This window comes from Lamprobacter modestohalophilus (assembly GCF_016583905.1).
Classification (GTDB): domain Bacteria; phylum Pseudomonadota; class Gammaproteobacteria; order Chromatiales; family Chromatiaceae; genus Lamprobacter; species Lamprobacter modestohalophilus.
The window spans coordinates 1-14374 of the sequence record NZ_NRRY01000077.1 but is presented as its reverse complement, the minus strand read 5'-3'; the positions used below and the strand labels follow the sequence as shown (position 1 = coordinate 14374).

Annotated in this window: 13 protein-coding genes; 9 read left to right on the top strand and 4 right to left on the bottom strand. The window is 61.7% G+C overall.

The features are described 5' to 3' along the window. Both CKO42_RS27675 and CKO42_RS24275 read left to right on the top strand, forming a co-directional pair. Window positions 1–388: sigma 54-interacting transcriptional regulator (locus CKO42_RS27675; protein WP_242479669.1), on the top strand; the 388-nt coding region annotated here is incomplete at its 5' end. Continuing rightward, complete coding sequence (locus tag CKO42_RS24275) at window positions 309–791, top strand: AAA-type ATPase lid domain-containing protein (protein WP_200250795.1); 483 nt, start codon at window positions 309–311, stop codon at window positions 789–791. The genes CKO42_RS27675 and CKO42_RS24275, both read left to right, overlap by 80 nt. Window positions 792–987: 196 nt before the next feature. On the opposite strand, the gene CKO42_RS24270 is transcribed toward CKO42_RS24275, so the two are convergent. Next, the gene (locus tag CKO42_RS24270) at window positions 988–3093 is read right to left on the bottom strand and encodes a sensor histidine kinase (RefSeq protein WP_200250793.1); all 2106 of its coding nucleotides are present in this window, start codon (window positions 3091–3093) and stop codon (window positions 988–990) included. Between the two features lie 415 nt (window positions 3094–3508). Here CKO42_RS24270 and CKO42_RS24265 point away from each other — a divergent pair, with 415 nt between their 5' ends. From CKO42_RS24265 to CKO42_RS24240, 6 genes are all read left to right on the top strand, one after another. Next, the gene (locus tag CKO42_RS24265; RefSeq protein ID WP_200250791.1) at window positions 3509–3763 is read left to right on the top strand and encodes a low-complexity protein; all 255 of its coding nucleotides are present in this window, start codon (window positions 3509–3511) and stop codon (window positions 3761–3763) included. 42 nt (window positions 3764–3805) lie between these two features. Continuing rightward, window positions 3806–4684, top strand: a complete 879-nt coding sequence (locus tag CKO42_RS24260) for an HvfB family MNIO-type RiPP peptide maturase (RefSeq protein WP_200250789.1) — start codon at window positions 3806–3808, stop codon at window positions 4682–4684. Beyond that, window positions 4677–5489: an HvfC family RiPP maturation protein gene (locus CKO42_RS24255; RefSeq protein WP_200250787.1), complete on the top strand. Its 813-nt coding sequence runs from the start codon at window positions 4677–4679 to the stop codon at window positions 5487–5489. The genes CKO42_RS24260 and CKO42_RS24255 overlap by 8 nt, the downstream gene beginning before the upstream one ends. Window positions 5490–5510: 21 nt before the next feature. After that, window positions 5511–6890: an NAD(P)/FAD-dependent oxidoreductase gene (locus CKO42_RS24250; protein ID WP_200250780.1), complete on the top strand. Its 1380-nt coding sequence runs from the start codon at window positions 5511–5513 to the stop codon at window positions 6888–6890. A gap of 231 nt (window positions 6891–7121) precedes the next feature. Beyond that, the gene (locus CKO42_RS24245; RefSeq protein WP_200250777.1) at window positions 7122–7337 is read left to right on the top strand and encodes a UPF0175 family protein; all 216 of its coding nucleotides are present in this window, start codon (window positions 7122–7124) and stop codon (window positions 7335–7337) included. A 231-nt stretch (window positions 7338–7568) separates the two neighbouring features. Continuing rightward, a complete protein-coding gene (locus tag CKO42_RS24240) occupies window positions 7569–9269 on the top strand; it encodes a sensor domain-containing diguanylate cyclase (RefSeq protein ID WP_200250772.1) in 1701 nt (566 codons plus the stop codon). Between the two features lie 248 nt (window positions 9270–9517). On the opposite strand, the gene CKO42_RS24235 is transcribed toward CKO42_RS24240, so the two are convergent. Continuing rightward, window positions 9518–10963 (bottom strand): aldehyde dehydrogenase family protein, encoded by a 1446-nt coding sequence (locus CKO42_RS24235; RefSeq protein ID WP_200250761.1) that lies wholly within the window; start codon window positions 10961–10963, stop codon window positions 9518–9520. Window positions 10964–11304: 341 nt separating this feature from the next. Here CKO42_RS24235 and CKO42_RS24230 point away from each other — a divergent pair, with 341 nt between their 5' ends. Next, complete coding sequence (locus CKO42_RS24230) at window positions 11305–12051, top strand: flavodoxin family protein (RefSeq protein ID WP_200250759.1); 747 nt, start codon at window positions 11305–11307, stop codon at window positions 12049–12051. 39 nt (window positions 12052–12090) lie between these two features. Here CKO42_RS24230 and CKO42_RS24225 read toward each other — a convergent pair whose 3' ends face one another. After that, window positions 12091–13770 carry an FMN-binding glutamate synthase family protein gene (locus CKO42_RS24225; protein WP_200250756.1) on the bottom strand — a complete coding sequence of 560 codons (1680 nt, stop codon included), beginning with the start codon at window positions 13768–13770 and terminating at the stop codon, window positions 12091–12093. Window positions 13771–13784: 14 nt separating this feature from the next. Beyond that, window positions 13785–14374: thiamine pyrophosphate-dependent enzyme (locus tag CKO42_RS24220; RefSeq protein ID WP_242479668.1), on the bottom strand; the 590-nt coding region annotated here is incomplete at its 5' end.

Genomic DNA, 14374 nt, shown 5'->3' with positions numbered 1-14374 from the left:
GCTGGCCCCCGCGCTGCAAGCCAAGCTGTTGCGCGTGTTGCAAGAGCACGTCTTCGAGCGCGTCGGTGGTCATGAATCCATCCACACCGATGCGCGCATCATTGCCGCCACCAATCGGGATCTCCTTAGTGAGGCCGCTGCCGGGCGCTTTCGCGAGGATCTGGTCTACCGGCTGCAGGTGATCCAGATCCGCATGCCGCCGCTACGCGAGCGCCGCGAGGACATCCCGCTGTTGGTGCAAGGGCTGCTCGCGCGCATCGCAGCTTCGCGAGGATCTGGTCTACCGGCTGCAGGTGATCCAGATCCGCATGCCGCCGCTACGCGAGCGCCGCGAGGACATCCCGCTGTTGGTGCAAGGGCTGCTCGCGCGCATCGCAGCCCGGCTTGAGCGTCCAACACCGACCATCACGCCGGCCGCGCTAGCGCGTCTGACCGAGGACGACTGGCCGGGCAACGTCCGCGAGCTGGAAAACCGATTGAGCCAAGCCCTGCTGCAGACCCACCATGCGCTGATCACCCCGGAGATGCTCGAGCTTGGCGGCGGCCGTGGCGGTCAGCAAGGTCCGCTCGGCGGGGATGCAGAGACCGCGTTCGGCCGTCATGCGAGCGGATCAGCAGGCGACCAGGCGTCAGTGCTGCGCAGCCTCGATGAGGTCGCCTCAGCGCATATTCAGCAGGTGCTCGATCACACCCAGGGGCACAAGGGGCAGGCCTGCGAGGTCCTCGGCATCTCGCGCCCAGCATTGGATCGCAAGATCGAGAAATACCAGCTGCGGGTCATGAAGCGCTGAAGATCATCGCTCAGTGTCACTCCAGCCGATGCAGCCTATGTTCCATCGTCAGCCATGGTTCAGTGACGATTAAGCGATTGCGGCTGTGAGTCCCTGAGACGAGGAGACTGATCACGTATTCACCACGGAGGCACGGGGTACACGGAGGTTGCGGATGTCTGTCTTTCTCTGTGTCCTTCGTGTCTCCGTGGTGATTTTATCTGCTGGGGTCAGCCGTAGCCGCAATCCCGCGCGTTTCATCGACCCATTGCGGCAGCACGATCTCAACCAAGGTGCCCTGCTCGGCCGTCGACCGAATCGAAAGACGCCCGCCATGTTGCTCGACCAGCCGCGCCACGATCGCCAGACCAAGCCCGGTGCCGCTGGCCTTGGTGCTAAAGAAGGGCTCGGACAGGCGCGGTAAGCGCTCCGCCGGGATCGGCTCACCGGTGTTGTGCACCGAGAGCCTGACCTCGTCCGCGTCGCTTTGCTTGACGTTCTCAGCAGTCCCAACAGTCTTGACAGCCTCAGCGGTCTCGCCGGTCCTAGCAGTACCAGCGGCCTCTGCAGTTTTGGCAGCCCCAGCGGTCTCGGTGGTTTTCGCGATCCGCCAGGTGACAACGCTACCCACAGGCGCGGCCTCGCAGGCGTTGTCGGTGAGGTTGGTCAGGATCTGGCGCATTCGGTCCGGATCGGCCAGGACCTGAAGCCCATCCGACGCCGGCTCGAGCTGGATCGAATGCCCAGGATGGCGCTCGGCCGCCAGCGCAATCTGCTCCTCAAGCAGCGGACGGAGCGCCACCGGGCGCGGGTCCAGGCTCAACGGCTTCGCATACAGCAGGATCTCCTCGAGCAGCCGGCGCGTGCGCTCGGCCTCCCCCAGCGCTAGGTCCAAACGGCGCTTGGCCCGCGGCTCTGGGGTGCGCTCGGCGAGGAAATTGAGGGCCATGGCGATGGTGCTCAACGGCGTGCGCAGCTCGTGCACGATGCCCGAGGCGAACTCGCCGATGGCGGCGAGCCGACCCTGCTCGGCTAGGCGCGCGGTGCGTCCAACCCCCTGCGTGAGCAGCTGACCGATGTTGCCGAGGAGTCGCTGACGGGCGTCGCCGAAGCCGGCGGGATCACGGGTCGCGAACACCACCACCGCCGGGATCGGGGTCTGCGTTTGCGGGGTCAGCGGCAAGAAGATGGCGTCGCGCATGCCGAGCGCGACCAGATGGCGCAGCAGCTCATAGGCCGGATTGGCGCTCGCGCGCTCGGCCATGGCCTGGACATGCAGGGGCGTCTCATCGGCCAACACCCGCTCGAGCAGCGTGCCCTGTAGCCGGTACAACCGCTGAGCGCCCGGCTGCGGCAGGCCGTCGAGCCAACTGGTCTCGACGCGGGCGCTGGCCCGGCGCTCGTCGATGAACACCAGGCCGCTCCAGTCGCAACCCAGCAGCGGTCTAAACTCGGTGTTGAGCAGCCCCATCAGCTGATCGAGGTCTTGGCCCTGCTGCAGGGCATGGATCAGCCGGTAGAGCAGGTCCAGCCGCTCGGAGAGCCGATTGAAGCTGCTGCTGAGATCCTGCAGCTCGGTGGTGCCGACCACCGGCAGCTGATAGCGGACGTCGCCATCGGCGACCCGCTGAAAGCCGGCCGTGGTGCGGCGCAGCGGCGCCAACACCTTCCACTGCAGCAGCCAGAGCAGGAGCACGGCGATCACCAGGGTGATACCCGCGGCCGCCAGGGTGCCCTGGATCATCAGCTGGTATTCGCGCGCGGACCAGCTGCGCAGGGCCTTGGCGAAGACCTCCACGGCGGCATTCAGCCGGCTGTGGTCGTCGATCACCTGCTCCGCGGCCCATTCCAGACGCGGCTCGTCCGCGTCGTCACCGAGGGCGTCAAAGAGCGTCGCGCGCCAGGTCTCCCAGGTGTCTTCCAGCGCGGCAATCGCTGCTTCGGCCTCGAGGCCGAGGTGCGGCTGCAGCCAGGCCGGCATCGGCATCGGCAGCGTGTCGCTGAAGTCGCCGCTCATGAAGCTGGTGACGATGCCATCGATGGTCGCGATCTGTGCCAGCAGGTCTTGGTAGTACAGGCGCACATCGCGGTAATAGGTCGGATAGTCGCGCGGGGCGTTCTGCCAATAGTTCATCGCCTGGGCGTGCATCTGCTCGACCGCCAGCTCGAGCTGCCCGGCACGGTTGACCAGCTCGATCGCGCCCAATTGGCGTTGAAAGGCGCTGAGGGTGTAGAGGCTCGCCGCGCTCAGCAGCAGCCCGAGTGCGAGATAGGCCGCGGCGACTTGCAGGCTCAGACTGGCGAGGTGCCGGGACAATGACATGGGTAATGGCCTGGGTGATCGAGGTGGTCACTGATCCCGCGCCTCGGCTAAGCGAATACAGCAGGGCGAGCATCGACGCGGTGCTCTGAGGATCGTCGGCCATCGCGCCCGATGCGCTGTACTCGGCCGGGCTCGAGGTTTCAGCATGCGGGTAACTCGCCTACCCCGCTGCTCCGTTGCGCCACAGAGGCTCAGCCGATCGTGGTATCGCCCCGCTAACCCGCTGGACTTACGCGTCTCGGCAGCCTCGCCAACATCGGCTGAAAGATTTCACCGACCACTGCGGTCTTTAGCGAGTGATAGCCACTGGCCAAGGGCAAGCCGGCGAGCCGACCAGGGCAAGCCGACCGCTGCGACTCGAGGCCGCTACAAGGGCTATCAGCATACCAACCTTAGATTCTTTCGGAGTGTTTCCATGTCCAAGCAGATCATCACCTCAGCCGCCATGATTGCCGGCGCTACTCTCGTCGGCACCCTGAGCGTCGCCAATCTGGCCCAGGCCAGCGACAACCCCTTCGTCACCGAGCAACTCGACAGCGGCTATCTGCAGCTGGCCGAGGGCAGCTGCGGGGCTAAAGGCGACAGCGAGGGCAAGTGCGGCAATAAGGATGACGGCAAGGGCGAAGGCGAAGGCAAGTGCGGCGAGGGTAAGTGCGGCAATAAGGGCTGATCCCGCCCTGACCACCGCATAGACCCACGCCAGAAGCCAGCCATGAACATGAATCCCGACCCCGTTTATGGCGCCGGTCTCGGTCTGCGGCGCGCGTTCATCGCCGCCGCAGCCGAACAGCCTCCGCCGGAGGTCTCCTTCTGGGAGATCGCGCCGGAGAATTGGATCGCTGTCGGTGGCCGCTGGGGGCGGCTGCTGCGCGGCCTGACCGAGCGCCATCCCTTCGTCTGCCACGGCTTGTCCCTCTCGATCGGCTCACCCGCCCCGCTCGATGTGCCGTTCGTCAACCGCATCAAGACCTTTCTCGATGCACACCAGATCGCGGTCTACACCGAGCATCTGAGCTACTGCTCGGATGATGGACAGCTGTATGACCTGATGCCGATCCCATTCACGGCCGAGGCGGTGCAGCATGTCGTCCGGCGCATCCGTCAGGTTCAAGAGATCCTCGAGCGGCGCATCGCCCTGGAGAACGTCTCCTACTACGCCGCACCCGGTCAGGAGATGCCTGAGATCGATTTCATCAACGCGGTGCTGGACGAAGCCGACTGTGACCTGCTGCTGGATGTGAACAACATCGTTGTGAACGGTATCAATCATCGCTACGACCCGATCGCCTTCCTCGATGCCCTGCCCGCCGAGCGCATCGTCTACGGCCATATCGCCGGGCACTACCAAGAGGCGCCGGACCTGCGCATCGATACCCATGGGGCCGATGTGATCGAGCCGGTGTGGGCGCTGTTGGAGCACGCCTATGCGCGCGTTGGCGTCTTCCCGACCCTGCTCGAGCGGGATTTCAACATCCCGCCGCTCGCTGAGCTCACGGCCGAGGTGCAGCGGATCAGCGACATCCAGCGGCAATACACTGACCAGCGCGCAGCCCCGCGGGTCACTGCCAGTGGATACCTTGCTCATGCCTGAGCGCCCCTCCCTCTCACAGGCCGACGCTCAGTCCAACGTTCAGGCGGCGCCCGGATTCATGCAGATCCAGCAGGCCTTTACGGCCCATCTGCGCGACCCGCAGCAGCAACCGCCGCCAGCGGGCATCGAAGATCGCCGTCTGCAGATCTATCGGGAGCTGATCTTCAACAATGTCGCGTCGCTGCTCGAGCAGGGCTTTCCGGTCCTGTACCAGTGTCTGGGCCGCGAGCGCTGGCGAGCGCTGATCCGCGGGTTCTTGATCGCCCATCGCGCCACGACGCCCCTGTTCCCGGAGCTGGGCCAGGAGCTGTTGGCCTACCTGAGCACAGCGGGGGCCTTGCGTCCCGAAGACCCGCCCTTTGTACTGGAGCTTGCCCACTACGAGTGGGTCGAGACCGCCTTGATCTTCAGCGAGGCCGAGGCCGGACCCGCGCTCGCCGATTCGAACGGTGATCTGCTCGACGGCGTCCCGGTGGTCTCACCGCTGGCCTGGAATCTCAGCTACCGCTTTGCAGTGCATCGCATCAGCGCGGACTTCCAGCCGCACGCGCCGGACCCTGAGCCAACGCATCTGGTCGTGTACCGCACACGACAGGAGCGCATCGAGTTTCTGAAGATCAACGCGGTGACCCAGCGGCTACTGGTGCTGCTGCGAGAACAGAGCCACCGGAGCGGACGGGATCTGCTCAACAGCATCGCGCTCGAGCTTCAGCATCCACGGCCGTCGCAGCTGATCGAGGCCGGTCGCAGCCTGCTGGAGGATCTGCGTGAGCGCCAGATCCTACTGGGCACGCGCCGACAGTAAACAGACCAACCGGAGCCCGTCATGCCCGATGCCTCCAGCACGCCCATTACGGACCCCGACCGTCGCCCCCGGATCGTTATCATTGGTGGCGGCTTCGCCGGTGCGACCGCGGCCAAGGCTCTTGAGCGGCACCTGCGCTCGGCCGAGATCCATCTGCTCTCGGCGGAGAACCATCTGACCTACAACCCACTGCTGCCCGAAGTGGTCGGCGCCTCGGTGCTGCCGGGTCATGTGGTCGCGCCCTTGCGCCAGATGGTGCGACGCGCCAAGGTCCATCAGGTCGAAGTCACCGGCATCGACACCGAGGCCCGCTGCGTGCATTTCCGCAATAGCTCCGAGGGCGGCCACCTCGACTACGATCATCTGGTGCTGGCCTGCGGCAGCCGCGCCAATCTGCAGATGATCCCCGGCATGGCCGAGCACACGCTGCCGCTGAAGACCGTAGGCGATGCGCTCTATCTGCGCAATCGGGTCATCGCCCGGCTCGAGGACGCCGAGCTGACCGAGAACCCGACCTTGCGCCGCTGGCTGAAGACCTTCGTGGTCATCGGTGGCGGCTTCTCCGGGGTCGAGGTCGCCGGCGAGATCAGCGACTTCCTCACCGAGAGCCAACGTTGGTATCGGCAGTCGCAGCTCGAGCCCGCGCGCGTGGTGATCGTCCATGGGGGTCCACACTTGTTGCCGGAGCTGCCGGAGCGACTGGGCCGCTTTACCGAGCGCAAGCTGTCCCGGCATGGCGGGGTCGAGGTGCGGCTCGGGACCCGTAGTGAGGCTATTGATGCGCAGGGCGTGACGCTCAACAGAGGCAGCCGTATCGATGCCGGCACCGTTGTCAGCACCATCGGCACCACGGCGAACCGGCTCATCGATGCCCTGCCCGCTGAGAAGCAGCGCGGTCGTTTGCGCGTCGAGGCCGATATGTCGGTGCCTGGTCTGCCGGGTGTTTGGGCGATCGGCGATTGTGCGGCGGTGCCGAACAGCCGGGCCGCTGGAGCGCCCTGCCCACCGACGGCCCAGTTCGCATTGCGCCAAGGCCCGCAGCTCGCGGCCAACATCGCCCGGCATGAGCGCGACGAGCCAACCCGCGCGTTCGGCTATCAGCCCAAGGGTCTGATGTCTGCCATCGGTCATAACCGCGCCGTGGCTCGGGTCTTCGGCATCAATCTGTCCGGGTTCATCCCCTGGCTGCTGTGGCGCGGCTTCTACCTGCTCTATATCCCGACCCTGGCGCGCAAGGCGCGGCTCTATCTGGAGTGGAACTGGGCGATGTTCTTCCCGCCCGATATCGCCCATCTGCGCTTTACGCGGACGCTTGAGGACAGCAGCGATGAGGTGTCTCAGGATCAGGGTGCCCAAGGCGTGACAGCACGCTCGCCAAGTCCTGTTGCCGAGCGTGGCTGATGCCTGCACGCGAGGACCGTCAAGGATTGCTCGCTCAGCAAGCAATCAGGTTGCTTAAAAACCGTTGACAGCTCAGTGTTGGCCTTGGCGTCCACCTACTCTGGCGCTGAGGGCAGGCTCACTGTGTTTCTTATAAGATCAGGGCGGTGAGCAAGCAGGCACCCTTCTAAGCTCGCATCTCGACGGGTAAAAAGACAACCGACAACGCCAATAGCAACAGTGAGCAAAGCCATGACAACCAGGATCACCTTTGATTTCGATGCATCGGCCTTAGGCGCGTTGCGCTTGGCGTTGCAGGAATTCGCGCGGGAGCTGCGCATTGCTGCGGCGGTCCAGTGCTACGCCCATGGCATTGTCTCGCAGGGCAAGGCCCTTGACCTCACCGAGCTGCCCCCCCATTGCTGCGGCACACACACGCATCCTGACAGCGAGGATGGCCAACCCTGACAACCTCGAAACAGAGCAAAGGCCATGAGTATCGAACGACCAGAGGTTTTACAGAGAACAAATGCTGACCTGTTCGAAAAACGTTGACGGGTTCCGTGGCAACGATTGCTGAGGAGTGTAAAGTGCTTACAATCTAGAGTATATCGCTCCCACAATAATCTGGAAAAGAAAAATACCCATATGCATCAAATTACAGTTAGCATAAAAAATCTGAAGGATTTGAGAGGCATCTTGTCAAATGATGAAGTTCTGACGCATAGCGAACGGTCTCAAAGCATTCTAGCCATGGTGTATACCGCCTATATCGATAAAAGCCTGCTTGAAAGCATCAGCCAAATTATTTTGGGTTTCTCTGCTAAAGTGACTCTCGTGGGCGCAACCACGACGGGAGAAATTGATAATGGAAAAACGATCACACGAAGTACTACAATTACTTTACTTTTTTTAGAAGCCACTAGCGTGGTACCAATCACCATCAAAAGTGAACTTGGTGATGAAGAAGAAATGGCGATGTCCCTGAGACATCAAGTGCTTAAAATCAGCCCTAAGGCTGTCATGCTACTGACAACACCTCTAAGTAGTGATGTTAGCGTACTGATTCAGAACTTCACAAAAGAATCCTTTGCGTTTGAAGTTTTTGGAGGCGGAGCTGGGGATTATGCTCATGAATGTACATTGTTACTCTCAGGCACTGAAGTCTTTACCTCTGGCGTTGTCGCAATCTGCTTTATCGGCTCATCGTTTCAGCTGAAGAAACACACATTCGTTGGCTGGTCCCCCATGAGCAAAGAAATGACCGCGACAAGAGCCCAGGGTAATACATTATTCACCATTGATGATAAACCCGCGTTTGATATCTATACAAAATATTTAAATATCAAGGACGATTCAGAATTTTTTGCCAACGCTATTGGCTTTCCGTTATTGACCAAAACAAAAGGAGATTATCTAGCAAAGGTGCCAGTGAGTGTTGGGAGTGATGGCTCCTTAGCGTTTATTTCAAGTGTTAGAGAGGGAGAGACATTTCGACTAGGTTTTTTCAACCCAGAAATCATTAAAAGCAATCTTCAAGATATCAAGTCTAGTCTTAATGCATTTACTCCGGAAGCGATTTTTTTATTTACATGTGGTTGTCGACGGTTTGCGCTCGCTGATGATATTCAACTGGAAACGCAATATCTTGCAGATATCGCACCTGTATCTGGTTTCTATACGATTGGCGAGTTCTGCGATATACAAGGCGAGGTGCCACAAATGAACCTCGCTTTTATCGCTGTCGGCATGAAAGAAAGCATCACCTTTAAACCTCATAAAGCCTTACCGGAGCGCAAAAAAAAGATCAGTTCTGACAAATTTTTAACCTCTCACATGACCGTTGTTGGTAGGCTTCTCTATTTTATCAATGTATTAAACGAAGAACTCGAACAGCAAGCCATTACTGATGGGCTAACACATTTATATAATCGCAGACATTTTGACGCTATCTTTTCAGCCACTATCAGAATTGCTAAGCGTCACAACAAGTTGCTCTGCTTTTTGATGATGGATGTAGATTACTTCAAACAATACAACGATTATTATGGCCATCAAGCCGGAGACAAGGCTTTAATCAAAGTAGCTCATTGCCTAAAAAAGAATGCTCAGCGGGCAGATGATTACTGCTTTAGACTTGGCGGAGAGGAATTTGGTGTGCTTTATAAAGCTGAAAACAAAGATCACGCCCTTAGTTTCGCAAACATGTTAAGAAAAAGCATCGAAAACATGCATATAGAACACGAGAAAAGTGAAATCAGTTCTTTTATCACTGTTAGCATAGGGCTTGCCTGCAAAGAAACGAATACTATTTCTAATGAAAGTGACTATTACAAAGAAGCAGATGATTTGCTTTACCAAGCTAAAAAGTCCGGGAGAAACAGAGTAAAGATAAATTAGACTCAATTCGTCAAGCCGCTCTGACCAAGCCAGCTTATGCCCAATAGGCTTTGTATCACTACCTGTAGCGGTATCAAAGATCCGATCCCGTTCACGGCCGAGGCAGTGCATCCGCTTGCTATCGGCCATCTGCAATTGAGCGGACAGTCGCAGACAGCAGCGATAAGGTGCCGCAGGATCAGGGTGCCCAGGGTGTGACGGAACGCTCGTCAAGCTCTGTTGGCGAGCGTATCTGACGACCCGATGCCTCAGTCCGCCCGCCAAACCACCAACTTCTCGATGCGCATGTCCTCGAAGGTATAGGGCATCCCACCAGTGCCCAGCCCGGATTGACGTAATCCGGCAAACGGCATCCAATCGGTGCGGAAGGCTGTGTGATCATTGATCATCACCGCCGAGGCCGCGAGCCGGCTGGCCGCATGCCTCGCATACGCTAGCTCGCGCGTAAACACCGACGCCTGGAATGCAAACGGCAGGGCATTGGCCGCCTCGATCGCCGCATCGACCTCAAGGTAGGGATAGACGCAGATCACCGGCCCGAACAGCTCCTGGGTGCTGACCTTGGCCGTCATCGGCGGGTCGAACAGCACGGTCGGCGCATAGCAGGTGCGCGAGAGCGGCTCGCCCCCGCAGAGCAGGGTCGCGCCCTGCCCCACCGCCTCGCGCACCCATTGGTCCACTCGCTTGACCTCGGCCGGGCGGATCAACGGCCCGATCGCGGTCTCGGCCAGGTTTGGATCATCGACCTGCATCCCGGCCGCCGCTTCGGCCAGCGCCTGTGCCAGACTCAGTGCCTGATCCTGATGCGCGTAGACGCGCTGCACCGAGACGCAGACCTGACCGGCGTGATAGAGACCGCCCTTGGCCAGCAAGGGCACGACCTGCTGCAGATCGACGCCGCGATCGACCAGCACCGGCGCCGCGCCGCCATGCTCGAGCGCACAGCGCGCACCGGCGGCCAGCCGCGAGCGCAGATGCCAACCCACCCGCGCACTGCCGATGAAGCTCAGGAAGGCGACGCGGGGATCAGTCGCCAGCGCCTCGGCGGTCGCGGGCGAATCCGTCACCAAAGCCTGCGCCCAGGCTGACGGCAGACCGGCCTCGCGCAGCAGATCGATGAAGCGCAGGCACGACAGCGGTGTGTCCTCGGCCGGCTTGATGATCACCGGACAGCCGGCGGCGATCGCCGGTGCCACCTGATGCACGATCAGGTTCAACGGATGATTGAAGGCGCTGATCGCCACCACCGGGCCAATCGGTTCGTGGGTGCTGAAGGCCCAGCGCCCAGCTCCGGCGGCGGTGGCCTGCATCGGCACCTCACGCCCGCCGCTGTGGCGTGGTAGCTCCGCGCAGCAGCGCAGGCCGTCGACCGCGCGCTCGGCCTCGACCCGCGCATCGACCAGCGGCTTACCGCCCTCGCGCGCGATCAGCAGAGCTAGCTCCTCAATGCGCGTGGCCATCAGCTCAGCGGCCCGGCGCAGGATCGCCATACGTTCAAAGTCGGGCAGCCAGCCGTCGCGCTGCCGGTAACAGGCATCGGCCACCGCGAGCGCCTGCTCGACGCCTTCAAGATCGACGGTGTCGACGGTCGCGATCGGGTGCAGATTGAACGGATTGAGCACCTCGAGCGACCCGGCGGGCCTGACCTCGGCGGCGATACGATGGGTTTGATACTGGTCTGCGTCTTCGGTCATCGGAAGGCTCCTCCTCGGCTCATTGCTCTGTTTAGTCGCTTTCTCCAGGCTGTCGCGGATGCTAGCCAGTCGCGACAAACCGCTGCTGGATAGGATTCAGATGCACCGGCCGACTCTGAAAGGCAAGGACATTAGGCGCATACCCGACGAACCCCGAGTGCTGCTCCGGCGGGCAGTGGCACTGCGCTGACCGGGATCGTTGGCCCCTATAGGCTGCACCCAGCACACTGACAGACGAGCGGTTCTTCGCTGGCTTATCCTGTCGGCTCGGCCAAGCTGCGCGAACCTGTCCGACAGTCACCCGTCGGTTAGCGCCAATCATCAGCAACAGGTACGAGCTCATGAGTCTTAGCGAACGACAATCCGCGTTGTGCCAGCAGAACACCACCGATTTTTCCGATCTGCGCGCCCTGTTCTTCAACTGCACGCTCAAGCATCCCGATCAGGCTTCACATACAGCACTGCTGATGGGAACATCGGCCGAGATCATGCGCAAGAGCGGCATCGCGGTCGAGGAGATCCGCATGAGCGCGCACCACATCGCCTTCGGCGTCCAGCCCGACATGCGCGAGCATGGCTGGGACCATGACGACTGGCCCGCTCTGTGGCCCAAGGTCGAGGCCGCCGAGATCCTGGTCATCGGCACACCGATCTGGCTCGGCGAGCAATCCTCCCTCTGCCGCCTTTTGATCGAGCGTCTTTACGCCATGTCCGGGCTGCTGAACGATCACGGGCAATCCATCTTCTATGGCAAGACCGGGGGCGTGGTCGTCACCGGCAACGAAGACGGGGCCAAGCATGTGGCGATGAACGTGCTCTATTCACTGTCGCATCTCGGTTACCTCATCCCGCCGCAGGCCGATTGCGGCTGGCTCGGCGAGGCCGGACCAGGGCCGAGCTATGGCGACGACGGCGCCGGTTTCGACAACGAGTTCACGCAACGCAATACCACGATCATGACCTGGAACCTGATGCATATGGCGCGGATGCTGAAAGACGCCGGTGGGCTGCCCAACCACGGCAACGACCGCCGCGCCTGGTCGGCAGGCTGCCGGTTCGATTTCGAGAACCCCGAGCACCGTCGCTGAGCGGGCGAACCTGACCACCGCTGCTGTTTTGAGTTTGTGTCATTGGAGGGGGACCTTTCGCTCCTCGGCGGCATGCTCGATCTGAGGGGGACGTGTGATCTCAAGACGACCCCACAGATCGGCCGGCGGCGCGATCGGGCTGCTCGCCGCACTCACCGAGCCCGCAGCAGCAAGATCCGCTGGATGCCCTGGTTGGCTCAAGGACTCGACCACGCGGCGCTTCGCCTCCGGATGGTGCTGATCCAGCCCAATGGTCCGTCCATCCGCCTGCACCAGATGGGCATGGAAGCGCCGCAGCTCACGCGGGCTGCGCACGCCGCAGGAATGGGCGATGATGCCGACCTCTTTGGAGAGATTCTGCACATAGGCTGCCACCCGCACGGCCTTGGTCGGCGCATGCAGGCCGCGTTGGAACTTGCGCTGATGGGTGGTAATCCCGGTCGGACAGGTGTTCTTGTTGCACTGCAGCGCCTGGATGCAGCCAAGCGCGAACATAAACCCACGCGCCGAGGTGATGAAATCCGCACCGATGCACAGCGCCCAGGCGACATCGGCCGGGGTGATGAGCTTGCCCGAGGCGATCACCCGAATCCGCTCGCGCAGGCCATATTCGTTGAGCTTGTCGACCAGCATCGGCAGGCTGACACGCAGCGGCAGGCCCATGTCGTCCATCAAGGGCATCGGCGCCGCACCGGTGCCGCCGTCAGCGGAGTCCACCGTGATGAAGTCCGGCGCCGAGGCCACACCGCGCACATGCACCATGCCCAGCAGCTCATCGAGCCAACCATAGGCGCCGAGCACCACCTTGAAGCCGACCGGCTTGCCGGTGACCCGCCGCACGCGCTCGATCAGATCGAGCAGCTCGGCGGTGTTGCCGACATCGGGATGACGATTCGGGCTGATGCTGTCGACCCCGACCGGAATGCCCCGGATCTCGGCGATCTCCGGCGTGACCTTAGCCGCTGGTAGGATACCGCCCTTGCCGGGCTTGGCGCCCTGACTGAGCTTGATCTCGAACATCCGCACCTGGGGATGCGCGGCGACCGCCTGCAGACGCTCATCGCTGAGGTTCCCGGCGGCGTCGCGCACGCCATACTTCGCCGTGCCGATCTGAAACACCAGGTCGGTCCCTCTCTCCAGATGATAGCGAGAGAGCCCGCCCTCGCCGGTGTTGAGCCAGCAGCCGGCCTGGGCCGCCCCGCTCGCCAGGGCCTCCAGCGCCGGCTTGGAGATGGCGCCGTAGCTCATGCCGGAGATATGAAACAGCCCGGCGGTGGTATAGGGCTGCCGCGCAAAGGGGCCGATGGTGATCGGCTGCGATGGCACCGCATCCTCGCCCAGGGTCGGGAACGGGCAGTTGACGAAGATCACCTGCCCCGGCACGGTCAGGTTGCGGGTCGAGCCGAAGGCGACGGTGTTATCGACATCCTTGGCCGCGCGATAGACCCAGTTGCGCTGCGCCCGGTTGAACGGCAGCTCCTCGCGGTCCATCGCAAAGAAGTACTGGCGAAAGAACTCGCCGAGGCGCTCGAACAGATAGCGGAAGCGGCCGATGACCGGATAGTTGCGCCGGATCGCCTGCGACTTCTGGGTGCTGTCGACCAGATAGGCGTAGACGGCCCAGAGGGCAGCCAGGCCGATGACAAAGATGAACAGCGCCGACATCAGCTGCAACGAGGTCAGCAGGAAGTCTTGGGTGGAATCGAATAGCGTCAACATCGTCAGGACTCCTCTTAGACCGGACACTGCAGCGCGGCGAGGCGCTCGGTCAGTTGCATGTTTTGGGTATAGTCGACCGGGCAGTCGATCACGGCGACGGTGCCGCAGTGCAGTGCCTCATCGAGCACCGGGATCAGCTGCGCGGCCGATTCGACCCGGTAGCCACGGGCGCCAAAGCTCTCGGCATACTGGACGAAGTCCGGGTTGTTGAAGCGGATCTGGGTCTCGCGGCCGAAGCGTTTGTCCTGGTGCCACTTGATCAACCCGTAGGCACTGTCGCTCCAGATCAGCACCACGAACGCGAGCCCAAGGCGCAAGGCGGTCTCGAGCTCTTGTGAGTTCATCAGGAAACCGGCATCGCCAGTGATGGTCAGCACACGTCGCTCGGGATGCACCAGCTTGGCTGCCAGGGCGCCAGGCACGCCAATCCCCATCGCCGCAAAGCCGTTGGAGATGAGGCAGGTATTCGGCGCTTGCGCCTGCCACATGCGCGCGATCCACAGCTTGTGCGCCCCCACATCGGAGATCAGGATGTCCTCGGGCGCCAAGACCTGCCGCAGGTCCCAGAGGATCTTCTGCGGCTTGAGCGGAAAGCCGTCGTCCT

What these genes read in the sequence shown, in the direction of transcription:
- CKO42_RS24250 (WP_200250780.1), top strand. Translation starts at nt 5,511, where the DNA reads ATGCCCGATGCCTCCAGCACGCCCATTACGGACCCCGACCGTCGCCCC.
- CKO42_RS24275 (WP_200250795.1), top strand. Translation starts at nt 309, where the DNA reads ATGCCGCCGCTACGCGAGCGCCGCGAGGACATCCCGCTGTTGGTGCAA.
- CKO42_RS24230 (WP_200250759.1), top strand. Translation starts at nt 11,305, where the DNA reads ATGAGTCTTAGCGAACGACAATCCGCGTTGTGCCAGCAGAACACCACC.
- CKO42_RS24260 (WP_200250789.1), top strand. Translation starts at nt 3,806, where the DNA reads ATGAACATGAATCCCGACCCCGTTTATGGCGCCGGTCTCGGTCTGCGG.
- CKO42_RS24255 (WP_200250787.1), top strand. Translation starts at nt 4,677, where the DNA reads ATGCCTGAGCGCCCCTCCCTCTCACAGGCCGACGCTCAGTCCAACGTT.
- CKO42_RS24225 (WP_200250756.1), bottom strand. Translation starts at nt 13,770, where the DNA reads ATGTTGACGCTATTCGATTCCACCCAAGACTTCCTGCTGACCTCGTTG.
- CKO42_RS24270 (WP_200250793.1), bottom strand. Translation starts at nt 3,093, where the DNA reads ATGTCATTGTCCCGGCACCTCGCCAGTCTGAGCCTGCAAGTCGCCGCG.
- CKO42_RS24245 (WP_200250777.1), top strand. Translation starts at nt 7,122, where the DNA reads ATGACAACCAGGATCACCTTTGATTTCGATGCATCGGCCTTAGGCGCG.
- CKO42_RS24235 (WP_200250761.1), bottom strand. Translation starts at nt 10,963, where the DNA reads ATGACCGAAGACGCAGACCAGTATCAAACCCATCGTATCGCCGCCGAG.
- CKO42_RS24265 (WP_200250791.1), top strand. Translation starts at nt 3,509, where the DNA reads ATGTCCAAGCAGATCATCACCTCAGCCGCCATGATTGCCGGCGCTACT.